This window comes from Streptomyces phaeolivaceus, from assembly GCF_009184865.1.
In the GTDB taxonomy this organism is placed as follows: Bacteria; Actinomycetota; Actinomycetes; order Streptomycetales; family Streptomycetaceae; genus Streptomyces; species Streptomyces phaeolivaceus.
Genome location: NZ_CP045096.1, coordinates 1,681,998 through 1,703,119, shown reverse-complemented (window position 1 = coordinate 1,703,119; position 21,122 = coordinate 1,681,998). Strand labels below are relative to the sequence as shown.

Sequence of the window (21,122 nt, the reverse complement as noted above, 5' to 3'; positions counted from 1 at the left end):
ATGAGCACGGGCCTTGACCTGGGGTTTTCCTGGTGGCGAGAGACGTCGCCCACATTTCGTCAGTCTAACGCGAGAAGGCCGCGACCCTGGGGTCGCGGCCTTCGCCACTGAGTGTCCGAGGGGGGACTTGAACCCCCACGCCCGATAAAGGGCACTAGCACCTCAAGCTAGCGCGTCTGCCATTCCGCCACCCGGACAAGGTGTCTGTCGCGCGGGTCTCCCTCGCGGCGACGAAGGAAACATTACCAGGCTTTCCGGGGCCCTCGATCACACCCCGTTCCCGGGCCGGACGGGCGTGAACGGCTTGTGACGGGCCGGTCCCGGTCTTGGGGCGGGAGGCCGGGCAGGAGGAGGATGAGGGGGAACCACCAGCAGCGACAGCGGGAGGAACCAGCGTGAGTGACACGGACACGGGCAGGCACGTGACCGGTGAGGACGAGGTCGTCGACCTCTGCCGCGAGCTGATCCGGATCGACACCAGCAACTTCGGCGACCACTCGGGCCCGGGGGAGCGCAAGGCCGCCGAGTGGGTCGCCGAGAAGCTCGCCGAGGTGGGTCTCGAACCGAGGATCTTCGAGTCGCACCCGGGCCGCGCCTCGACGGTGGCCCGCATCGAGGGCGAGGACCCGTCCCGGCCCGCGCTGCTCATCCACGGCCACACCGACGTCGTACCGGCCAACGCGGCGGACTGGACCCACCACCCCTTCTCCGGGGAGGTCGCGGACGGCTGTGTCTGGGGCCGGGGCGCGGTCGACATGAAGGACATGGACGCGATGACGCTGGCGGTCGTCCGTGACCGGCTGCGCAGCGGCCGCAAGCCCCCGCGCGACATCGTGCTCGCCTTCCTCGCCGACGAGGAGGCCGGCGGCACGTACGGGGCCAAGCACCTCGTCAAGAACCACGCCGATCTCTTCGAGGGCGTCACCGAGGCGATCAGCGAGGTCGGCGGCTTCTCCTTCACGGTGAACGAGGAGCGGCGGCTCTATCTGATCCAGACGGCCGAGAAGGGCATGCACTGGATGAAGCTCACCGTGGCCGGCACCGCCGGGCACGGCTCGATGATCCACCGCGACAACGCCATCACCGAACTGTCGGAGGCCGTCGCCCGCCTCGGCCGCCACCAGTTCCCGGTCCGGGTCACCAAGACCACCCGTGCCTTCCTCGACGAACTCGGCGACGCGCTCGGCACCACACTCGACCCGGAGGGCATGGAGGGCACCCTCGCCCGGCTCGGCGGCATCGCCAAGCTGATCGGCGCGACCCTGCGCAACACCGCCAACCCCACCCAGCTCGGCGCCGGTTACAAGGTCAACGTCATCCCGGGCGAGGCCACCGCCCATGTCGACGGGCGGTTCCTGCCCGGGTTCGAGGAGGAGTTCCTCGCCGACCTCGACAAGATCCTCGGCCCGAACGTGCGACGCGAGGACTCGCACTCCGACAAGGCGCTGGAGACCTCCTTCGACGGGGCGCTCGTCGACGCCATGCAGTCCGCGCTGCTCGCCGAGGACCCGGCCGCGCGCGCCGTCCCGTACATGCTCTCCGGCGGTACGGACGCCAAGTCCTTCGACGACCTCGGTATCCGCGGCTTCGGCTTCGCGCCGCTCAAGCTGCCGCCGGAGCTGGACTTCGCGGGAATGTTCCACGGCGTGGACGAAAGGGTGCCGGTGGAGGGCCTGAAGTTCGGCGTACGCGTGCTCGACCGTTTCATCGACGCGTCCTGACGCGTCCTGACGTGTTCGGCACTTGATTCGATACTTATTCGGTCGCGCGTACGAAGATCAACCGTGACGGGTGAATCCGACCATAAGCTCGTAGCTCCATTACTCCCTCCTCGTTACAGGTGATGCGACTCGCTACTTGGGGTCGCTTTGCCAACAAGGAGGAATAATGCTCAAGAAGGTCGTCGCCGCTGCGGCTGCCACCGGTGGTCTGGTTCTCGCGGGCGCGGGTCTGGCCGTCGCCGACGCCGGGGCCCAGGGTGCCGCAGTCGGCTCCCCGGGTGTCGCGTCCGGCAACGTCGTCCAGGTGCCGGTTCACGTGCCCGTGAACGTGTGCGGCAACACGATCTCGGTGATCGGGCTGCTGAACCCCGCCTTCGGCAACACCTGCATCAACAAGTGACGTTGTGCCTCACCAGGTGAGGGTCTGAAACAGCCGTCGGCCCCGGAGTGCGCGCCATGCACTCCGGGGCCGACCGGTATCCCGGCAAGGTGTAAAAGATCAGAACATAGGGCTAAGGCAGGTAATTCAGCAATGCGACAGGTCACCCGCAAAGGCCTCATGACGGTGGCGGCCGCGTCCGGAGTGTTCGCCGCGGCGGGCGGTGCGGCGCACGCCGACGCCGGCGCGCAGGGCTCCGCCACCAATTCGCCCGGCGTGCTCTCCGGCAACACCGTGCAGGCGCCGGTGGAGGCCGAGGTCAATGTCTGCGGCAACACGGTGAGCGTGGTCGGACTGCTCAACCCGGCGGCGGGCAACAAGTGTTCCAACGGCGGAGGCGGCAAGCACGCCCGCGGCGGCCACGGCGGCGGCCACGGCGGTGGTTACGGCGATGAGGGCCATGGCTCGTCCGGCTCCTCCCACGGCGGCTCCCGGGCCTCCGGTCACGCCGGTGACTCGCCGGGCGTGGCCTCCGGCAACCACATCCAGGTTCCGGTGCACATTCCGGTCAACGTGTGCGGCAACAGCGTGGACGTCCTCGGCATCGGCAACCCCGCCACCGACAACGACTGCCACAACGGCGGCGGCGGTTACGGCGACGACGGCTACGGCTCCTCGCACGGCGGCTCCCGGGCGGACGGCCACACCGGTGGCTCGCCGGGCGTGGGCTCCGGCAACACCGTGCAGATTCCGGTCGATGTGCCGGTCAACCTGTGCGGCAACAGCATCAGCGTGATCGGTGTCGGCAACGGGGTCTTCGGCAACGACTGTGGGAACTCGGGCGGCGGAGGGGCACCCGAGACCCCGGTCGGCCCCCAGAACCCGCCGGGCGACTCCGAGGAGGCGTCCCCGCAGGTACCGACCAAGCCGGCGCAGCCGGGCAAGCCCGACGGTGAGGTCTCCCGCGGCGACACCAACACCCCGGGCACGCAGAGCGTCGGCCGGCCCGACGGTGCGGCGCAGCTCGCCCAGACCGGCGCGGAACTGCCGCTGGGGCTCGCCCTGCCGCTGGGCGCGGGCGCGCTGATCGGGGGCGCCCTGATCTACCGCAAGGCTCGGGCCGCGGCGCTCTAGCGTCCGCCCGGCACCCGCGAACGGAGCGGGCCCCGCACCAGCGGGCCCCGCACCAGCGGGGCCCGCTCCGTTTCGTTCCGCCCACTCACCACGTGGCGCGCACCTGGCGGATGATCCGTCGGCGCAACCGCACCCTGCGGCTGCCATCACGCAGCAGGCTCAGTCGGTCCAACTCCCAGTGTCCGTACTCGGCATGGTCCGTCAGCAGGCGTGTGGCGTCCTTGCGGGAAACCCCGCGCGGTACGTACACGTCGACAAATTCGTATTCCGGCATCGGTATCTATTGTGCGGGCTGGGGCCCGGTACGGATAGCGTCTGCACTATGTCTGATGCTGCGCAGCCCACCGCTGCCGAGGTACGCGCCGCCGCCGAGGCGGTCAAGACCGCGCTCGACCGCCACCTGGCCGCGGTCGAACGCCGGTCGGGGGAGGACGACCCGGCCGTCTACGAAGCGTTCAACGAGCTTGCCGCCGCCGCCGAGGAGTACGACGAACTGCTCTACGACCGCTACGACGAGGTCACTCCCTTCGAGATCCCCGGCACCGAGGACATGCCGCCGTACACCGGTCCCGAGGAGCCCGGCGCGCTCAGTGTGCTGATCCGCCGCGACTACACGGTGGCCGAGCCGCAGCGGCTGCTGGCGCAGGCGCAGCGGGTGGAGGCGGCGGAGGAGCCGGCCGCCGTGGCCTCCGGCGGGGCGGCGGACACGGTGCATGGCGCGCTGGGGCTGCTGTTCGGTGAGTTCGAGCCGGACGAGATCGCCTCCCGGCACAAGGAGTTCGGCCTCGAAGAGGGGGACTCCACGCTGTGGGTGACCGCCGCGGACGACACCGCCGAGCCGGGTGAGTGGCTGGAGGCGCCGTTCGACCAGGTCGATCCACAGCGGGTGGTCTGCCGCTTCGACGTCAGCGCGGTCTTCGACGACGACACGGAGGACGACGACCTCGACGACGACGTCCCGCTCGTGGCGGAACTGGACGAGGACGAGGATCTGGAACCCCTGGACGCGGATCGGTAGGGCGAGGTTGCGGGCAGTCGTGCCGCTGGGGCGGCACAGGTGGGCGCAGGCGGCACCTCGTAGCGCCGAGTCGCGCAGCCCACCCGTGCTCAGCCCCACTCAGCGTGCACTGTCAATCCGCCGCCGGCACCAGGGCCTTCAGCAGCGCCGGCAACCGTGTCGTACGGGGCTTCGCCGGGAGTTCGGCGACGGCGTGGGGCAGGGCCTGCTCCACCCCGTGCACCACGGACAGGTGCCGCTCGGCCCGCCCGAACGCCGTGTAGACCCAGGGACGCGTGAGGACCTGCGCCGCGTCCCCCGGCAGCACCACGACCACCGCCGGCCACCGCTGCCCGACCGCCTGGTGCGCGGTCAGCGCCCACCCGTGCCGCACGGTCTGCTCGACCCGCTCCTGGGTCACGACGACGGCCGCGCCCGCGCACTCCAGATGCAGCCCCTCCGCGTCGGCCTTCACCACCCGGCCCGGTGTCGTACGCCCCGGCGCGGGGGAGTGGACCACGCGGTCACCGGGGTCGAACCCGCCGAAGCGGCCCGGCCCGGGGTTCAGCCGCTCCTTGAGCGCGGTGTTCAGCGCACGCGTCCCGGCCGCGCCCCCGTGCCCGGGAGTGATCACCTGCACCTGCTCGGCGGGCACCCCGAACGCCCTCGGCACCGAGTCCACGACGAGCTGCGCGGTCCGGTGCACCGCCTCGCCCGCGTCCCGCACCGGCACGATCACGACCTCCTTGCCGGGCGCGTCCACCTGGTTCAGCTCCCCGATCCCGATCCCGGAGACCAGCTCGCCGATGGGCCCGAAGTCGGGGGTCCGCGAGGCGACCTGGGGGCAGGTGCGGGCGGCGAGCAGATCCGCGAAGACCCGGCCCGGCCCGGCGGACCACAGCACCCCGGGATCGCCGCTGAGCACCAGCCGGGCCCCGTCGGGCAGCGACTCGGCGAGCAGGGCGGCGGTCTCCACGTCCAGCTGGGGCGCGTCCAGCACCACCAGCAGGTCGAGGTCGAGCGCGCCGTCCGCGTCCCGGCCGGGCCCCTCGGCACCGGACAGCAGCCCGGCGACGGTCACCGCACCGGGCCGGGCCCCCTCCTCGGCGTCACCGTCCCCGGCCGAGCCCGGCTGAGCGGCGAACCGCCGTCCGCCGTCCGCGCTGTGCGTCGCCGCGTACGCCCGCAGCCCGAGCGACCGGGCGGCCGTGACCAGCGCCGCCGGTTCCGCGCGGGCCGCCTCGCCGCCGGTGTGCAGCACGAGCCCGTGCCCGGCGACGGCACGGATCAGTTCGGCGGCGGAACGCGGCGCCGACGTGGCCGCCGATTCCCAGTCGGCCGGGTCCTCCTTCGGCAGGGAGTTCACGACACGGGCGAGTCCGTCGGCGAGGCTCTCCTCGGCGAGGGCGTAACGCTCCAGGCCGATGAGGACCCGGACCGGCCGCTCCTCCTCCGTCTCGTCGCCCCCCGCGTCGGAGCCGGTGTCCGCGGGGGTTGACCGTGGCGCGTTCGGGACGTCGTCCAGGGCGTCCTGGAAGACCAGGGCCTCCCCCTCGGCGACGGTGCTCTGCACGGCCTCGTCCGGGTCGGGCACGGCACGCTGGGCGAGCGCGGCGGCCAGGGCCGGGGCCTCCAGCGCCGTGTGCCCGGCGAGCGCGGCCTGCTCCAGCAGCCATACGGTGACCGCCCGGCCCCGCCGCTCGTCGTCCGGGCCGCACTCCGCGCCGAGCAGCGCCCGCGCGAACCCGTCCGCCTGTTCCGGCCGTACTCCCGGGACCCGCAGCAACTGCCAGGGATCCTCGCGCAGCAGAGTCCCCGCGCCCTCGCCGAGCGCCTCGGCGACCTGCGGCACCAGCGCCTCGGGGGCGCCGCCCTCGGCCAGCACCGCGCGCACCGCCTCGACGGTCTCGCCCGAGGGGGCCGCCGCACCGGCCACGGGCGCCACGGGCCGGGGCTGGCGCACCGGCTCCGGCGCGGGGCGGCGCGGCGCGGGCTCCCGCTCACCGAAGGCGCTGGCCGGGGGCTTCTGGCCGCCCTCCACGGCCCGTACGGCGGCCAGCAGATCGGCGGCCGTCCCGCTGAGCTTGGCTCCGCTGGTGATCGGCGCCGCCTTCTCCGCCTTCCGCCGCGCGATCCGCTCCCGCTCCAGCCGCTGAGCCGCCAACTCGGCCTGCGCCTCGGAGACTTCGGGCGCGGCTTCGGGCGCGGCTTCGGGCGCGGCTTCGGAGGCGGTGCCGGTGGTGGCGTCCTCGGCACCGGGCGCGGTGGTGCCGTCGGCGGGCGTCCCGTCGCCCCGTCCCCCCGGCTCGTCCGGCTCCGTGGTCGCGGGCTCCGTGCTCACAGCGTGCTCCAGTCGTGATCGGGATAGCGGTGCACGGGCGCCGACACATCGTCGAGAGCCCGGCAGATCTCGTCAGGAAGACTAAGGGTCTCCACTGACAACGCCCCCATGAGCTGCAGCGCGTTGCGCGCGCCGATGATGGGCGCGGCCACGCCGGGCCGGTCGCGCACCCAGGCGAGGGCCACCTGGATCGGGGTCACGGCGAGACCGTCCGCGGCGGTCTGCACCGCGTCCACGATGCTGGTCGCCGTCTCGTCGAGATACGGCGCGACGAACGGTGCCATGTGCTCCGAGCCGCCCCGTGAGTCCGGGGGCGTGATGTGCCGGTACTTGGCGGTCAGCACCCCCCGGCCCAGCGGCGAGGAGGGCAGCAGACCGATGCCCAGGTCCAGCGCGGCGGGCAGCACCTCGCGCTCGACGCCGCGCTGCAACAGGGAGTACTCCAGCTGCGTACTGGCCAGCCGGGTGCGTATGCCGGGGGCCGCGAGCTGCCAGGTGGCCGCCTTCGCGAGCTGCCAGCCGCAGAAGTTGGAGACCCCGGCGTAGCGGGCCCGGCCGCTGCTGACGGCCAGGTCGAGGGCCTGGAGCGTTTCGTCCAGCGGGGTTTCGGGGTCGTAGGCGTGGATGTGCCAGACGTCGACGTAGTCCGTGCCGAGGCGGGCGAGGGAGCCGTCCAGGGCGGCGAGGAGATGGCCCCGGGAGCCGTCGAAACGGCGGTCGGGGTCCGGGACACTGCCCGCCTTCGTGGAGATGACCAGGTCACGGCGGGGCACCAGACCGTCCATCAACTGCCCGAGCAGGTACTCCGCCTCGCCGTCCCCGTACACGTCCGCCGTGTCGACGAGGTTGCCGCCCGCCTCCCAGAACACCTTCAACATGTCCGCGGCGTCGTGCTCGTCCGTGTCACGACCCCACGTCAGGGTGCCGAGCCCGATCCGGGACACGCGCAGGCCGGTACGGCCGAGATGCCTCTGCTCCATGAACGCCGACATTACTGGCCGGGGTTCGCCGCGTGGGGGCCTGTGGACAACGGATTTCCCCAACGAGCGTTCGTCGGCCGCGGGCCCGGTGGGGGCTGGTCGCGCGGTTCCCCGCGCCCCTGAAAGACTCCGGGCGCGACCCATGCCTTCAAGGGGCGCGGGGAACTGCGCGAGCAACCACGACCGACCTGTACTCGCCCGACAGCCTCAACCTCCCGAGCTCCCCCGCCTCGCCCAGCGGAGCGCAAGGGTAGGGTCGGCGAAACAAGGACGTTACTGATCGGTAAGGGGAAGGCTGGTCTATATGAAGCTCGGGATCAACCTCGGCTACTGGGGCGCCGGAATGGACGCGGACAACCTGGCCGTGGCCCAGGAGGCCGACCGGCTGGGCTACGCGGTGTGCTGGGCGGCGGAGGCGTACGGCTCGGACGCCGCCACCGTGCTCAGCTGGGTCGCCGCCAAGACCGAACGTATCGACGTGGGCTCGGCCATCTTCCAGATCCCGGCCCGCCAGCCCGCGATGACCGCGATGACCGCCGCCACCCTGGACTCGCTCTCCGGCGGCCGTTTCCGCCTCGGCCTCGGCGTCTCCGGACCGCAGGTCTCCGAGGGCTGGTACGGGGTCAAGTTCGACAAGCCGCTGGCCCGCACCCGCGAGTACGTGGAGATCGTCCGCAAGGCGATGACCCGCGAGCGCCTGTCGCACGACGGCGAGCACTGGACGCTGCCGCTGCCCGGCGGCCCCGGCAAGCCGCTGAAGCTGACCGTGCACCCCACCCGTGAGCACATCCCGCTCTACATCGCCGCGATCGGCCCGAAGAACCTGGAGCAGACCGGCGAGATCGCCGACGGCGCCCTGCTGATCTTCCCCTCGGCCGCGCACCTGGAGGACACGGCGATCAAGTACCTGCGGGCGGGCCGGGAGAAGGCCGGCAGGACCCTCGACGGGTTCGACGTCTGCCCGACTCTGCCGCTCGCCGTCGGCGACGACAAGGACGTCACGACGCTCGCCGACACCTTCCGCCCGTACACCGCGTTGTACGTCGGCGGCATGGGCAGCCGCAAGCAGAACTTCTACAACCAGCTCGCCCAGCGCATGGGCTACGAGAAGGAGGCCGCCGAGATCCAGGACAAGTACCTGGCCGGCGACAAGACCGGGGCGGCGGCGGCCATCCCGCACGAGCTGATCGACCAGACCACGCTGCTCGGTTCCGTCGAGCGCGTCGCCGACCGGATGAAGGCCTACGCCGAGGCCGGGGTCACCACCCTCACCCTCGCCCCGGCCGGCTTCACCCTGGACGAGCGGATCGCCTCGCTCCGGGCCGGCACGGAGGCCATGGAGCTGGCCGGACTGGCATAACCTCGCGTAACCCGAACGGCGCAGCCGCCGACGAGAGCCGGAATCGGCCGAACAGCGGGGTCGGACGGAGGCGGCGGAAAGCACTACGGCCGTGGTGGGGGCTCGGGGGTCTTCCCCGCCACGGCCGTCACGGGGGACAACGCGCGCGGGCCTGCTCGGTTACGCCCCCGCGCCGCCCCGGCATCCTTCGTTCGGCGGATTTGTCCGACACAGCTGTTGCCCGGCTCCTGGTACCCCATTTGACTCGTTTTCTGCAGGACCCCTGCCAGGCCCCCCGCAGAGAGGTGTCTTTCGATGCTTTCGGCCAAGAGTCTGTTCCAGGAGATGGTCGACGACGACGAGTCGTTCCGGCTGTTCTGTTCCATCGCCGCCAGCGGGGAGACGCAGGGCGGCTGGGAGAACGCGCGCATCGCCGCGCTCGTCCCGCCCAGCGAGCGCGCGCTCGCCCCCAAGATCACCCGCCATGGCGCCGACGAGGACAAGCACGGGCGGATCTTCAACGCCCTGATGAAGAAGCGCGGCCTCCAGCCCACCGAGGTCCCGCCCGAGACCGACTACACGATGCTGCTGGAGCGCAACGGCATCGGACTCGCGCACGAGAAGCTGAAGGCCGACCGGGCCCTCTCGGTGCGGGACATCATCGTCTATCTGTCCCACAGCCGGGTCACCGAACAGCGGGCCGCCGACCAGATGGTGATGCTCCGCAAGCACTTCGAGACCCACCCCGAGATCGGCAAGGCCGTCCGGATGATCTCCGACGACGAGGACAACCACCTCGCCTACACCCACGAGGAACTGCTGCGCTACGCCGCCGCCGGACACGGCCGCCTCATCCAGCGGACCCTGCGCGAGTGCGCCCTCGCGGAGATCGCCGTCTACCGGGACGTCAGCCTCGCCGTGATGGACCGCATGGGACGCATCCTCGGCTGGCCGAGGCCCAAGGCGGCCGTCCTCGCCGTCGGCATCCACGCCGTGTACGCGTACGAGCGGGCCTTCGGCTGGCGCCGCATGGTCACCCTGCGGATGCCGGAGCGCCGCGACGCCCTGGGCGGACCGGCGACGGCGGCCCCCGAGTTCGCCTAGCGCGGAGTTCGCGCGGCACGCGCGCGTGGAGCCCGAACGGCCGCCCTCGCGCGCGTGCCGGTGATCCGGTGCCCGGTGACTACAGCCAGCCCCGCCGCTTGAAGAGGCGGTGCAGCAGGAACTCCAGCACGACCAGCGCCCCGATCAACGTCGGATACGCCCACACCCAGTGCAGCTCCGGCATGTGGTCGAAGTTCATGCCGTAGATGCCCGCGACCATCGTGGGCACCGCGGCCATCGCCGCCCACGCGGAGATCTTCCGGACGTCGTCGTTCTGGCGGACGCTCATCTGCGCCAGATGCGCCGAGAGGATGTCGGAGACCAGCCGGTCCAGGCCCTCGACGCTCTCGTTCACGCGTGTGAGGTGGTCGTTCACATCGCGGAAGAACGGCCGCGCCTTGTCGGGGACGAACGGCACCCGGCCGCCGAGGTCGCCCCCGAGCCTGGCCAGCGGCTGCGCCAGCGGGACCGTGGCCCGGCGGAACTCCAGGATCTGCCGCTTGAAGGCGTAGATGCCGGACGCCGTGTGCCGTGAGCCGCCGCCGACCGGGGAGAACACCTCCGTCTCCAGTTCCTCCAGGTCGGTGCCCAGTTCACCGGCCACGTCCACGTAGTGGTCGACGACGGCGTCGGCGATCGCGTACAGCACCGCGGCCGGGCCGTGCCGGAGCATCTCGGGCTCCGCCTCCAGCCGACGGCGCACGGCCGCCAGCGGTGCCTGCTCGCCGTGGCGGACGGTCACCACGAACGAGTCGCCGATGAAGACCATGACCTCGCCGGCCGACACGATGTCGTTGTCCGGCTCGTACTCCACCGGCTTGAGGACCACGAACAGGGAGTCGTCGTACACCTCCAGCTTGGGCCGCTGATGCGCCTTGAGGGCGTCCTCGACGGCCAGCGGATGCAGCGCGAACTCCTCGGTGACCTGGCCGAACTCGTCCTCCGTCGGCTCGTACAGACCGATCCAGACGAACGCCTCGCCCGCCCTGCGGCACTCCGCCAGGGCGTCGGAGAGGTCGGCGGGGCCCTGTGTCCGGCGCCCGTCACGGTAGATGGCGCAGTCGACGATCACGCTGTGCATCCTCCCGCCGCACGGTCACAAACGCACCCCGGCGTACGCCCCTGCCGTACGCGTTTCCGGGTGCGCCTAGGCTGGGGCGCATGCCCACGTTGATCCTTGTCCGGCACGGACGGTCCACCGCCAACACCGAGGGAGTGCTCGCCGGGTGGACACCCGGGATCGCACTCGACGAGCGAGGCTCCGCACAGGCCGCGGCGCTGCCCGGCCGGCTCGCCGGGCTGCCGCTCGCCGAGGTGGTGAGCAGCCCGCTCCAGCGCTGCCAGGAGACGATCCGCCCGCTCCTCGACGCCCGGCCCGGACTCATCGCGCACACCGACGAACGCATAGGCGAGTGCCACTACGGCGACTGGTCCGGCCGCAAGCTCGCCGAGCTGAAGGACGAGCCGCTGATGGAGGTCGTACAGACCCGTCCCACGGCGGTCGAGTTCCCGGGCGGCGAGTCGATGCGGGCCATGCAGCACCGGGCCGCGGAGGCGGTACGGGAGTGGAACGCGCGCGTGGAGCGCGAGCACGGGGCCGACGCCGTGTATCTGATGTGCTCGCACGGAGACATCATCAAGTCGCTCGTCGCGGACGCACTCGGACTTCATCTGGACCTCTTCCAGCGGATCTCTGTCGAACCGTGTTCCATCACCGCGATCCGTTACACACGACTCAGGCCGTTTCTCGTCCGCCTCGGCGACACCGGGGACTTCTCGTCCCTGGCGCCGCGCGAGGAGCCCCCGAGCGGTGACGCGACCGTCGGGGGCGGTGCGGGGGCACCGTGATCGTCAACCGCAGTAGGGTGAAGCGGTCGCGGCGGCGCTGAACCAGTCAGCAGCCGACGCGGCCGGTCCCGACGTCGATTCCAATGGAGACAGGACGTGTCCCGTCAGGTGTTCCTCTACGACCCCCCGGACCGCTTCGTGGCCGGTACGGTCGGGCTGCCCGGACGCCGGACCTTCTTCCTGCAGGCATCCTCCGGACAACGGGTCACCAGCGTCGCCCTGGAGAAGACCCAGGTGGCCGCGCTCGCCGAACGCATGGACGAACTCCTCGACGAGGTCGTGCGCCGCAGCGGCGGCAGCGCGGCGGTCCCCGCCGTCGCCCCCACCGAGGTGTCCGACACGGCCCCGCTGGAGACCCCCGTCGAGGAGGAGTTCCGGGTCGGCACCATGGCGCTGGCCTGGGACGGCGACGAGGAACGGATGATCGTCGAGGCCCAGGCGCTGGTGGAGCTGGACGCCGACTCCGAGGAGGACCTGGCCGAGGCGGAGGAGCGGATGCTCCAGGACGAGGAGAACGGCCCGCCGATGCTCCGCGTCCGCCTCACCGGTTCCCAGGCCCGTGCCTTCGCCAAGCGTGCCCTGGACGTCGTCAACGCGGGGCGTCCGCCGTGCCCGCTGTGCAGTCTGCCGCTCGATCCGGAGGGACACGTATGTCCGCGCCAGAACGGATACCGGCGCGACGCGTGACCTCCTCCGCGTCCGCCTCCACCGGTTCGGCGGCACCCGCCGATCCGGCGGTCGTGCTGCTGGCCGAGGGCGAGTTGACCGTACGGGGGCGGGTGCGGGAGGCGTCCAACGCGGTGCTGTACTGCACGGTCTCGTACGAGGGCCGTGAGGCCGCCTGTGTCTACAAGCCCGTCGCCGGGGAGCGGCCCCTGTGGGACTTCCCCGACGGCACGCTCGCGCAGCGGGAGGTCGCCGCGTACGAGGTGTCCGAGGCGACCGGGTGGGGGCTCGTGCCGCCCACCGTGCTGCGGGACGGGCCGTACGGCGAGGGCATGTGCCAGCTGTGGATCGAGGGCGAGGCCGGGTCCGAGCTGCTGGCCCTCGTGGAGGGCGAGGAGGCCGGGGAGGGCTGGAAGGCCGTCGGGTTCGCGGAGGTCGGGGACGGCGAGACCGCGCTCCTCGTGCACGCCGACGACCGGCGGCTGCGGCGGCTCGCCGTGCTGGACGCGGTCGTCAACAACGCGGACCGCAAGGGCGGGCATCTGCTGCCGGCCGCCGAGGGGCGCCTCTACGGCATCGACCACGGGGTGACCTTCAACGTCGAGAACAAGCTGCGGACGCTGCTGTGGGGGTGGGCGGGGGAGTCGCTCACCGAGGAGGCCGTACGGGTGCTGGAGGGGCTGCGGGACGCGCTCGCCGAGGGCGGGGCCCTGGCCGGCAGGCTCGTCGCGTTGATCACACCGGCCGAGCTGGACGCCACCCGGGAACGGGTGGCCGCCCTGCTGAGAACCGGCCGCCACCCACAGCCCAGCGGCGACTGGCCGGCGATCCCCTGGCCCCCGGTCTGACACCACCCGCGCCCCGTCGGGGGCGCGGGGAACCACGCGATCAGCCACCTACCGGGGCGCGGTCGCGAAACGGGGCGTACCCCCGAGTGCCCAGCCGCCCGGCACAGGTCCGCGGCGATCGGGTTAGGCTCGTGACATGCATGCCTGGCCCGCTTCTGAGGTCCCCGCCCTGCCCGGCAAGGGCCGCGACCTTCGGATCCACGACACCGCGACCGATGGGCTCATCACCCTTGCCCCCGGTCCCGTCGCCCGTATCTACGTCTGTGGTATCACCCCGTACGACGCGACCCACCTGGGTCACGCGGCGACCTACAACGCGTTCGACCTCGTGCAGCGCGTGTGGCTCGACACCAAGCGGCAGGTTCACTACGTCCAGAACGTGACGGACGTCGACGACCCCCTGCTGGAGCGGGCCGCGCGCGACGCCATCGACTGGGTGGCCCTCGCCGAGAAGGAGACCGCCCTCTTCCGCGAGGACATGACCGCCCTGCGGATGCTCCCGCCGCGCCACTACATCGGCGCGGTCGAGGCCATCCCCGGAATCGTCCCGCTCGTCGAACGGCTCCGTGACTCCGGCGCCGCGTACGAACTCGACGGGGACATCTACTTCTCCGTCGAGGCCGACCCCGACTTCGGCAAGGTCTCCCGCCTCGACGCCGCCACGATGCGGCTGCTCTCCGCGGAGCGCGGCGGCGACCCGGACCGCCCCGGGAAGAAGAACCCCCTCGACCCGATGCTCTGGATGGCCGCCCGCGAGGGCGAGCCCAGCTGGGACGGCGGCTCCCTCGGCCGGGGCCGCCCCGGCTGGCACATCGAGTGCGTCGCCATCGCCCTCGACCACCTCGGCATGGGCTTCGACGTCCAGGGCGGCGGCTCCGACCTCGCCTTCCCGCACCACGAGATGGGCGCCTCGCACGCGCAGGCGCTGACCGGCGAGTTCCCGATGGCCAAGGCGTACGTCCACGCCGGCATGGTCGCGCTGCACGGCGAGAAGATGTCGAAGTCCAAGGGCAACCTGGTCTTCGTCTCCAAGCTGCGCCGCGACGGCGTCGACCCGGCCGCGATACGTCTCGCGCTCCTCGCCCACCACTACCGGGCCGACTGGGAGTGGACCGACCAGGTGCTCCAGGACGCCGTCGCCCGCCTCGACCGGTGGCGCGCCGCCGTCTCCCGGCCCGACGGACCGCCCGCCGAGGCCCTGGTCGAGGAGCTGCGCGAGGCCCTCGCGAACGACCTGGACGCACCGGCCGCGCTCGCCGCGGTCGACCGCTGGGCCGCGCTCCAGCAGGAGCGGGGCGGTACGGACGAGGGCGCCCCCGGCGTCGTGTCACGCGCCGTGGACGCGCTCCTCGGCGTGGCCCTGTGAGCGGACCGGCGCGACCGTTCCTGAAGTAACGACTCTGCACAAGAGGGCAGGGCAGAAGGGGCGTCTTCTCCGGCCGGAGAAGACGCCCCTTTCCCCGTCAGCCGCCCGGTTCCGGACGGCACGCCATCAATCCCCTCAGAAGCTGTCCCGGGGCTGTCAAGGCGCTGTCGGTCGATCGTCGAAGGGCTGCGGGGCCGGTCGGCATGTGATGGGGTGACAGACGTCAGTTGAAGCCGGACCGGCCAGCTGCCGGTCCCTTCGTGGAAGGGACGCACAGTGGCACCCCCGCAACCCCCGCATGCCGCGCGACCCGCTCGTTCCCCCGCCGCCCCTCACCTCAGCCGGCGAAGACTGCTCACGACGTCCGCCGCCACCGCGGGCGCCCTGCTCGTCGGTTCCTCGGCGGCCACCGCCTCGGCCTCGTCCGCCGCCTCCGGATCCACCGCCGAGGGCAGCTGGCCCGACCTCGTCCCGCTGCCCGACGGCTTCCGCCCCGAGGGCATCACCATCGGCGGCCCCTACGCCTACCTGGGCTCCCTCGGCGACGGCTCGATCTACCGCGCCGACCTGCGCACCGGCGAGGGCGGCATCATCTCGGCGGGTCCCGGTACGCCCTCGGTGGGCCTCAAACTCGACGACCGGGGGCGGCTGTTCGTCGCCGGGCGCGGTCAGGGCGCCCGGGTGGTGGACGTCCGTACCGGCGAGATCATCGCCTCGTACACGCTCACCACGAAGACGCCGACCTTCGCCAACGACGTCTTCCTCACGCCGGGCGCGGCCTGGTTCACCGACTCGTTCCAGCCGGCCCTGTACGCCCTGCCGCTCGGCCGCCGCGGCGGTCTGCCGGGCGCGGACGAGGTCGTCACGGTCACCCTCGGCGGCGCCTGGACGCAGACCCCGGGCGAGGTCGTCAACGCCAACGGCATCACCGGCACCCCGGACGGCAAGGCGCTCCTGGTCGTCCAGTCCGGCGCGGGCGGCCTCCACCGGGTCGACCCGAGGACGGGCGTCACGACGCTCGTCGACCTGGGCGACGCGGCGCCCCTCACCAACGGCGACGGCCTGCTGCTCCTCGGCCGGCGGCTCTATGTCGTGCAGAACCGGCAGAACGCGGTCGACGTGTTCCAGCTCTCCACCGACGGCCGCAGCGGCATCTTCGAGGGCCGCCTCACGGACGCCGACTTCGACGTCCCGACGACGGTCGCGGCCCACAAGAACCGCCTGTACCTGCCCAACGCCCGCTTCACCACGCCCCCGACCCCGGACACGAGCTACGCGATCGTGGCGATCAAACGCTGAGCACCTGACAACTCCCGGCCCACCACCCCGCGCCCCAAAGGGGCGCGGGGAACGGCGCGACCAGCCACAACGAACCCGCAGTGACCGCGCAGCGTCACTACAGCGGAATCCCCGGGCGAACTACTCCTCCGACGAATCCTCGTCCTCGGATTCGGCCCCGGTCTCGGCCCCAGTCTCGGTCCCGGCCTCGGTCTCCGGCCGAGGCGCCTTCGGCGGACGTGTACGCCCCCCGGGGTTCTCCTTGGGATTCCACGCACCGGCCCCCGTGTCACCCCCGTCGGCCGTGGCATGCCCGGCGGCGCCGGGCCCTCCGTCCCGCCGCCGCAGATACCGCTCGAACTCCCGCGCGATCGCCTCCCCCGACGCCTCCGGCAGCTCCGCCGTGTCGCGGGCCTCCTCCAGCGTCTGGACGTACTCGGCGACCTCGCTGTCCTCCGCGGCCAGCTGGTCCACACCGACCTGCCAGGCGCGCGCGTCCTCGGGCAGCTCGCCCAGCGGGATGCGGACGTCGATGAGGTCCTCCAGCCGGTTCAGGAGGGCCAGCGTCGCCTTCGGGTTCGGCGGCTGCGACACGTAGTGCGGCACCGCGGCCCACAGCGAGACCGCCGGGACGCCCGCGTGCGTGCACGCCTCCTGGAGGATGCCGACGATGCCCGTGGGGCCCTCGTACTTGGTCTCCTCCAGATCCATCCGCTGCGCCAGGTCCGGGTCGGACGTGACACCACTGACCGGGACCGGACGTGTGTGCGGGGTGTCGCCGAGCAGCGCGCCCATGATGACGACCAGCTCCACACCCAGCTCATGGGCGAAGCCCAGCAGTTCGTTGCAGAACGAGCGCCAGCGCATCGACGGTTCGATGCCCCGGACGAGTACGAGATCGCGGGGCTTGTCGCCGCCGACCCTGACCACCGACAACCTTGTCGTCGGCCAGGTGATCTTCCGTACGCCGCCGTCCAGCCACACCGTGGGACGGTTCACCTGGAAGTCGTAGTAGTCCTCGGCGTCCAGCGCCGCGAACACCTCGCCCTTCCATTCCCGGTCCAGATGCGCGACCGCGGTGGAGGCGGCGTCGCCGGCGTCGTTCCAGCCTTCGAACGCGGCCACCATCACTGGGTCGATCAGCTCGGGAACCCCCTCCAGCTCGATCACCCAGCGCCTCCTTCCGACGTGCCCTCGCGTACGCCCCAACCTTACGGCGTGCCGAGGGGCCCTCCGCAGCCCCCTTGCACGGGGGAGTGAACGGATCAATGCCCCGATCACGCGACCGAAACACGCGCCGGCCACCGGGGACGTGATCGGGGCGGCACGTGATCGACTTTCCCGGCGCCGACTTTCAGAGCGTCGACCGCAGCCACTGCTCCACGCTCGCGATGTGCACCGTCGCCCAGGAGCGGGCGGCGTCGGCGTCGCGGTCGCGGAGGGCGGCCAGGATGGCGCGGTGCTCGTGCAGGGTCCGGCTGACCGCGTCCTCCTGGGTCAGGCCGCGCCAGATCCGGGCGCGGGTCGTCGGACCCGACAGACCGTCAAGGAGCGAGCAGAGCACGGAGTTTCCGGAACTCTGCACGATGCCCTTGTGGAACTCCAGGTCGCAGGCGACCAGCTCCTCCACCGACGGCTCGGTGCCGAGCTTGTCCAACTGGGACGCCAGCGCGTCCAGTTGCTGTTCACTGATCTTCAGCGCGGCCATCGCCGTGGCGGCCGGCTCCAGGATGCGGCGCACGGCGAGGAACTCCAGGACCGTGTCGTCGCGATGGAAGTCGACGACGAAACTCAGTGCTTCCAGGAGCAGTTGGGGATCGAGGCTGGTCACATAGGTGCCGTCGCCCTGCCGTACGTCCAGGATGCGGATCAGCGACAGGGCGCGCACGGCCTCGCGCAGGGAGTTGCGGGACAGTCCGAGATCCGCGGCCAGCTCGCTCTCCTTGGGGAGGCGGTCGCCGGGGCGCAGCGCGCCGGAGACGATCATGCCCTTGATCTTCTCGATCGCCTCGTCGGTGACTGCCATGGCGGCCCCTCCCTGTCGTTCCTGGTCGTTCCTGCCGTACAGACATCCGATGTCTCAGGCCATTATGGGGGTTCCAGGGCCTCTATCAGGCCAAAGCCTCCAGATCGGCCAGCGCCGCGGCCTCGTCGAGGGTGGTGAGGACCCGCCCGCGCATCAGCACCCGCCCCTCGACGACCGTGTCCCGTACGTCCGTCGAGTGCGCCGCGTAGGCGAGGGTGGACCACGGGTCGTGGCGCGGTCGCAGATGGGGTCCGCCCAGGTCGAGCACGATCAGGTCGGCCCGCTTGCCCGGCTCCAGCGAGCCCAGGTGGTCGCCGAGCCCCAGCGCGCGGGCGCCCTCGATCGTCGCCATCCGCACCGCCTGCTCGGCCCCGACCGCCGTGGGGTCGCCGGCCGCCTTGTGCACCAGCGCGGCCTGCCGTACGGCACCCAGCACGTCCAGCGTGTTCGAGCTGACCGCACCGTCCGTGCCCAGCCCGACCGTCACGCCCGCGCTCAGCAGCCGGGGCACCGGGGCGATCCCGCAGCCCAGCTTCAGATTCGACACCGGGCAGTGCGCGATCGAGGTCCCGGTGCGGGCCAGTGCCGCGATCTCCGGGCCGGTCAGGTCGACCGCGTGGGCGAGCAGCAGATCCGGGCCGAGCAGTCCGAGCGAGTCCAGCAGCTCCACCGGGCGCTTGCCGTACCGCACCTCGACCGTGGCGACCTCGGTGGCGTTCTCCGCCGCGTGGATGTGCAGCAGCGCCCCGAACTCCCTTGCCAGCGCGGCTATTTCGAGCAGCTGGTCGGGGGCGAGCGTGTACGTCGAGTGGGCGAAGAGCACCGGGCGCGTCCCCGGCCGCCGGGAGCGGTCGGCGAGGTCCCGCCGGGCCCACGCCAGCCGCTCCCCGTACGCCAGGCCGTCGGCGGGGTCGGGGACGTCCATGAAGGTCGGCCCCGTGTGCAGCCGCCAGCCCGTCTCCCGCGCGACCCGCTCGGCCGCCTCGTGGAACCAGTACATGTCCAGCGCGGACGTCACCCCGGCCCGCAGGCTCTCGGCGATCGCGACCCGTACCGCCGCCGCCACGTTCTTCGGCGACAGCAGCTCCGCCTCCCACCGCAGCACCCGCTCCAGGAACCCCTGGAGGGTGACGTCGTCCGCGCGCCCCCGCAGCAGCGTCATCGCGAGGTGGGTGTGGGTGTTCACGAGCCCGGGGAGCACGAGACAGCCCTCGGCGTCGATCGACTCCGCCGCCGTGTAGGCCGTACCGACCTCCGTCGCGGGTCCGACCGCGACGATCTCCCCCTCGCGCACGGCGACCGCCCCGCCCCGTACGAGGGTTCCGGCCTCGTCGACGGTCAGGACGTCACCGCCGTGGACCAGCAGATCGACGTGCTCGCTCACGCGGCGTCCCCCTCGAAGCCGTCGCCGTCCTCGAACCCGTACTCCTCGGCCAGCAGCCGCAGCGCCTCCAGCGACACGACCGCCCCGCGCTCCACCCCCAGCGCGACGACCTCGCGGTGCGGGTTGTAGCCACCCGTCGAGAAAGGCGACTCCGCGTCGACCAGTTCGTCGGCGTTCGCGCCGTCCACCACGAGCACCCCGCCCGCGACCAGACCACGCAGCGAGGCCGCCACATAGAGCGCGGACAGCTCCATCTCGATGGCCGCGAGCCCGGCACGGTCGTACGCGTTCAGCGGGATCAGTCCGGGCTGGAAGGCCGCCCTCGTCCATACGATGCCCCGATGATGCGGCGCTCCCACCTCGCGGGCGGCGCGCTGGAGCGCGAGGACCGCCTCGGGGGCGGCGACGGCCGGGTACTCGGGCGGCAGCAACTGCTGGGTCACCCCGTCGTCCCGTACGGCCGCCTCCGCGATCACCAGGTCGCCGTCACCGATCCCCGGCCGCATCGCGCCCGCCGTGCCGAACCGCAGGAAGGTGCGGACCCCCGCGTCCGCCAGCTCCTGGAACAGCAGGATCGCGCCCGGACCGCCCACCCCGTGCGAGGCGACGACGACCGGCACACCCTTCCAACTCCCGCTGAACACCCGGTACTCACGGTGGTACGACACCTCCTCGGCCCCGTCCAGCAGCGCGGCGACGGCCGCGGCGCGCGCCGGGTCGCCGACCACGACCGCGCGCGGCGGCAGCCCGCTGCGGGGTATTCGGGTGACGGGCAGGAGGCCGAGGTCCTGTGTCATGTGGTGGCTCCAGTGCTGTCGGTACGGGTGGTGCTTCTGGTGCGGCGGCGGGCCGTGGTCAGGAAGAGGGCGCCGAGCGTGACGACGTACGGCGCGGCGTCCGTCGCCTGCTGCGGCAGACCGAGCCCCTGCAGGCGGAAGCCCGCGGCCTCGGCGACACCGAAGAGCAGCGCCGCGAGCAGCACGCCGAGCGGCAGCGCGCGGCCGAGCATCACGGCGACGACGGCGATCCAGCCCCGGCCCGCCGTCATGTTCTCGGAGAACAACGTGACGTTACCAAGGGCCAGTTGGGCCCCCGCGAGCCCGCACAGGACACCGACCGCCGCCGGGACCACCAGCAACAGCCCCACGGTGACCGTCGACTCGCCGAACGCGGGCAGTGCCACGCCCTCCGGGAGCCGGCGGGTCCGGGGGAGGCTGGAGCCGGGCTCCTTGAGCGGGTAGCGGGCCAGACAGGAGGCGAGCGACACCGCCGGATAGCTCAGCAGCAGGCTGCTGACCAGCAGCGGAACGCCGAGCCGGTTCTCGCAGAGCGCGGCGAGGGCGGCGTACGCGGCACCGGCCGCCATGCCCGCAAGGAGGGCGAGGACAACAGTGAGGGGTGCCGGGAGCGGCGAGTACAGGCCGGTGACTGCCGCGCTGACACCGCCGAGGACCAGTTGTCCGTCGCCGCCGAGGTTGATCAGCCCGGCGCGCAGCGGGATCGCGAGCGCCAGGGCCATGCCGAGCACGCTCGTGCCGGTGCTCAGCGTCGAGCCGATGCCGTCGGCGCCGAGCGAGCCGGTCAGGACGGCGCCGTACGCGGTGACCGGGTCGGCGCCCGTGCCGAGCAGGAACAGGGCGCCGATGAGGACACCGGCGAGGACGGAGAAGGCGACGGGGGAGCGGAGGGCCGCCGTCACGCGGTCCCTGGG

The 21,122-nt window shown here is 72.2% G+C and carries 20 protein-coding genes and 1 tRNA gene; 11 read left to right on the top strand and 10 right to left on the bottom strand.

What is annotated here, in order from left to right; translation table 11 throughout:
- Window positions 1-112 precede the first annotated feature (112 nt).
- Window positions 113-197 (bottom strand) — tRNA-Leu (locus F9278_RS08090).
- A 198-nt stretch (window positions 198-395) separates the two neighbouring features.
- Here F9278_RS08090 and F9278_RS08085 point away from each other — a divergent pair.
- The 3 genes from F9278_RS08085 (at window position 396) to F9278_RS48450 (ending at window position 3,234) form a co-directional block, all read left to right on the top strand.
- A complete protein-coding gene (locus tag F9278_RS08085) occupies window positions 396-1,721 on the top strand; it encodes a M20/M25/M40 family metallo-hydrolase (RefSeq protein ID WP_152167674.1) in 1,326 nt (441 codons plus the stop codon).
- A 166-nt stretch (window positions 1,722-1,887) separates the two neighbouring features.
- The gene (gene chpH, locus F9278_RS08080; RefSeq protein ID WP_033531632.1) at window positions 1,888-2,121 is read left to right on the top strand and encodes a chaplin ChpH; all 234 of its coding nucleotides are present in this window, start codon (window positions 1,888-1,890) and stop codon (window positions 2,119-2,121) included.
- Between the two features lie 132 nt (window positions 2,122-2,253).
- Entirely contained in the window at window positions 2,254-3,234 is a 981-nt protein-coding gene (locus F9278_RS48450; protein ID WP_152167673.1) for a chaplin, read from the top strand.
- 85 nt (window positions 3,235-3,319) lie between these two features.
- Here F9278_RS48450 and F9278_RS08070 read toward each other — a convergent pair whose 3' ends face one another.
- Window positions 3,320-3,508 carry a DUF5703 family protein gene (locus tag F9278_RS08070; RefSeq protein WP_005485166.1) on the bottom strand — a complete coding sequence of 63 codons (189 nt, stop codon included), beginning with the start codon at window positions 3,506-3,508 and terminating at the stop codon, window positions 3,320-3,322.
- 48 nt (window positions 3,509-3,556) lie between these two features.
- On the opposite strand from F9278_RS08070, the gene F9278_RS08065 reads away from it, so the two are divergent.
- Window positions 3,557-4,252, top strand: coding sequence for a hypothetical protein (locus tag F9278_RS08065; protein WP_152167672.1), 696 nt, complete (start codon window positions 3,557-3,559; stop codon window positions 4,250-4,252).
- Between the two features lie 112 nt (window positions 4,253-4,364).
- On the opposite strand, the gene F9278_RS08060 is transcribed toward F9278_RS08065, so the two are convergent.
- Together F9278_RS08060 and F9278_RS08055 are read right to left on the bottom strand one after the other, a co-directional pair.
- A complete protein-coding gene (locus F9278_RS08060) occupies window positions 4,365-6,572 on the bottom strand; it encodes a helix-hairpin-helix domain-containing protein (protein WP_152167671.1) in 2,208 nt (735 codons plus the stop codon).
- Complete coding sequence (locus tag F9278_RS08055; RefSeq protein ID WP_152167670.1) at window positions 6,569-7,552, bottom strand: aldo/keto reductase; 984 nt, start codon at window positions 7,550-7,552, stop codon at window positions 6,569-6,571. Before F9278_RS08055 ends, F9278_RS08060 begins: the two co-directional genes overlap by 4 nt.
- 304 nt (window positions 7,553-7,856) lie before the next feature.
- Here F9278_RS08055 and F9278_RS08050 point away from each other — a divergent pair, with 304 nt between their 5' ends.
- Together F9278_RS08050 and F9278_RS08045 are read left to right on the top strand one after the other, a co-directional pair.
- On the top strand, window positions 7,857-8,912 hold the full coding sequence (locus F9278_RS08050) for an LLM class F420-dependent oxidoreductase (RefSeq protein WP_152167669.1): 1,056 nt from the start codon (window positions 7,857-7,859) through the stop codon (window positions 8,910-8,912).
- 294 nt (window positions 8,913-9,206) lie between these two features.
- Window positions 9,207-9,995 carry a ferritin-like domain-containing protein gene (locus F9278_RS08045; RefSeq protein ID WP_152167668.1) on the top strand — a complete coding sequence of 263 codons (789 nt, stop codon included), beginning with the start codon at window positions 9,207-9,209 and terminating at the stop codon, window positions 9,993-9,995.
- Between the two features lie 79 nt (window positions 9,996-10,074).
- Here F9278_RS08045 and corA read toward each other — a convergent pair whose 3' ends face one another.
- Window positions 10,075-11,067 carry a magnesium/cobalt transporter CorA gene (corA, locus tag F9278_RS08040; RefSeq protein WP_193241402.1) on the bottom strand — a complete coding sequence of 331 codons (993 nt, stop codon included), beginning with the start codon at window positions 11,065-11,067 and terminating at the stop codon, window positions 10,075-10,077.
- Window positions 11,068-11,156: 89 nt separating this feature from the next.
- Here corA and F9278_RS08035 point away from each other — a divergent pair, with 89 nt between their 5' ends.
- The 5 genes from F9278_RS08035 (at window position 11,157) to F9278_RS08015 (ending at window position 16,022) form a co-directional block, all read left to right on the top strand.
- A complete protein-coding gene (locus F9278_RS08035) occupies window positions 11,157-11,843 on the top strand; it encodes a histidine phosphatase family protein (RefSeq protein ID WP_152167666.1) in 687 nt (228 codons plus the stop codon).
- A gap of 96 nt (window positions 11,844-11,939) precedes the next feature.
- Window positions 11,940-12,530 carry a DUF3090 domain-containing protein gene (locus F9278_RS08030; RefSeq protein WP_152167665.1) on the top strand — a complete coding sequence of 197 codons (591 nt, stop codon included), beginning with the start codon at window positions 11,940-11,942 and terminating at the stop codon, window positions 12,528-12,530.
- Window positions 12,494-13,357, top strand: a complete 864-nt coding sequence (locus F9278_RS08025; protein WP_193241401.1) for an SCO1664 family protein — start codon at window positions 12,494-12,496, stop codon at window positions 13,355-13,357. The genes F9278_RS08030 and F9278_RS08025 overlap by 37 nt, the downstream gene beginning before the upstream one ends.
- A gap of 136 nt (window positions 13,358-13,493) precedes the next feature.
- Window positions 13,494-14,723 carry a cysteine--1-D-myo-inosityl 2-amino-2-deoxy-alpha-D-glucopyranoside ligase gene (mshC, locus tag F9278_RS08020; protein ID WP_152167664.1) on the top strand — a complete coding sequence of 410 codons (1,230 nt, stop codon included), beginning with the start codon at window positions 13,494-13,496 and terminating at the stop codon, window positions 14,721-14,723.
- Between the two features lie 276 nt (window positions 14,724-14,999).
- Window positions 15,000-16,022, top strand: a complete 1,023-nt coding sequence (locus tag F9278_RS08015; RefSeq protein ID WP_152167663.1) for an SMP-30/gluconolactonase/LRE family protein — start codon at window positions 15,000-15,002, stop codon at window positions 16,020-16,022.
- Window positions 16,023-16,142: 120 nt separating this feature from the next.
- Here F9278_RS08015 and F9278_RS08010 read toward each other — a convergent pair whose 3' ends face one another.
- From F9278_RS08010 to F9278_RS07990, 5 genes are all read right to left on the bottom strand, one after another.
- The gene (locus F9278_RS08010) at window positions 16,143-17,171 is read right to left on the bottom strand and encodes a PAC2 family protein (RefSeq protein ID WP_152167662.1); all 1,029 of its coding nucleotides are present in this window, start codon (window positions 17,169-17,171) and stop codon (window positions 16,143-16,145) included.
- A 184-nt stretch (window positions 17,172-17,355) separates the two neighbouring features.
- Complete coding sequence (locus tag F9278_RS08005) at window positions 17,356-18,027, bottom strand: FadR/GntR family transcriptional regulator (RefSeq protein ID WP_152167661.1); 672 nt, start codon at window positions 18,025-18,027, stop codon at window positions 17,356-17,358.
- An 85-nt stretch (window positions 18,028-18,112) separates the two neighbouring features.
- Window positions 18,113-19,411, bottom strand: coding sequence for an amidohydrolase (locus F9278_RS08000; protein WP_152167660.1), 1,299 nt, complete (start codon window positions 19,409-19,411; stop codon window positions 18,113-18,115).
- Window positions 19,408-20,208 (bottom strand): nucleoside phosphorylase, encoded by an 801-nt coding sequence (locus F9278_RS07995; RefSeq protein ID WP_152167659.1) that lies wholly within the window; start codon window positions 20,206-20,208, stop codon window positions 19,408-19,410. Before F9278_RS07995 ends, F9278_RS08000 begins: the two co-directional genes overlap by 4 nt.
- The gene (locus F9278_RS07990) at window positions 20,205-21,110 is read right to left on the bottom strand and encodes an ABC transporter permease (RefSeq protein WP_226966669.1); all 906 of its coding nucleotides are present in this window, start codon (window positions 21,108-21,110) and stop codon (window positions 20,205-20,207) included. The genes F9278_RS07995 and F9278_RS07990 overlap by 4 nt, the downstream gene beginning before the upstream one ends.
- Between the last annotated feature and the right edge of the window lie 12 nt (window positions 21,111-21,122).

Coding starts and splice junctions, on each gene's coding strand:
- chpH (WP_033531632.1), top strand. CDS start 1,888: ATGCTCAAGAAGGTCGTCGCCGCTGCGGCTGCCACCGGTGGTCTGGTT.
- F9278_RS48450 (WP_152167673.1), top strand. CDS start 2,254: ATGCGACAGGTCACCCGCAAAGGCCTCATGACGGTGGCGGCCGCGTCC.
- F9278_RS08070 (WP_005485166.1), bottom strand. CDS start 3,508: ATGCCGGAATACGAATTTGTCGACGTGTACGTACCGCGCGGGGTTTCC.
- F9278_RS08065 (WP_152167672.1), top strand. CDS start 3,557: ATGTCTGATGCTGCGCAGCCCACCGCTGCCGAGGTACGCGCCGCCGCC.
- F9278_RS08055 (WP_152167670.1), bottom strand. CDS start 7,552: ATGGAGCAGAGGCATCTCGGCCGTACCGGCCTGCGCGTGTCCCGGATC.
- F9278_RS08050 (WP_152167669.1), top strand. CDS start 7,857: ATGAAGCTCGGGATCAACCTCGGCTACTGGGGCGCCGGAATGGACGCG.
- F9278_RS08045 (WP_152167668.1), top strand. CDS start 9,207: ATGCTTTCGGCCAAGAGTCTGTTCCAGGAGATGGTCGACGACGACGAG.
- F9278_RS08035 (WP_152167666.1), top strand. CDS start 11,157: ATGCCCACGTTGATCCTTGTCCGGCACGGACGGTCCACCGCCAACACC.
- F9278_RS08025 (WP_193241401.1), top strand. CDS start 12,494: ATGTCCGCGCCAGAACGGATACCGGCGCGACGCGTGACCTCCTCCGCG.
- mshC (WP_152167664.1), top strand. CDS start 13,494: ATGCATGCCTGGCCCGCTTCTGAGGTCCCCGCCCTGCCCGGCAAGGGC.
- F9278_RS08005 (WP_152167661.1), bottom strand. CDS start 18,027: ATGGCAGTCACCGACGAGGCGATCGAGAAGATCAAGGGCATGATCGTC.
- F9278_RS07995 (WP_152167659.1), bottom strand. CDS start 20,208: ATGACACAGGACCTCGGCCTCCTGCCCGTCACCCGAATACCCCGCAGC.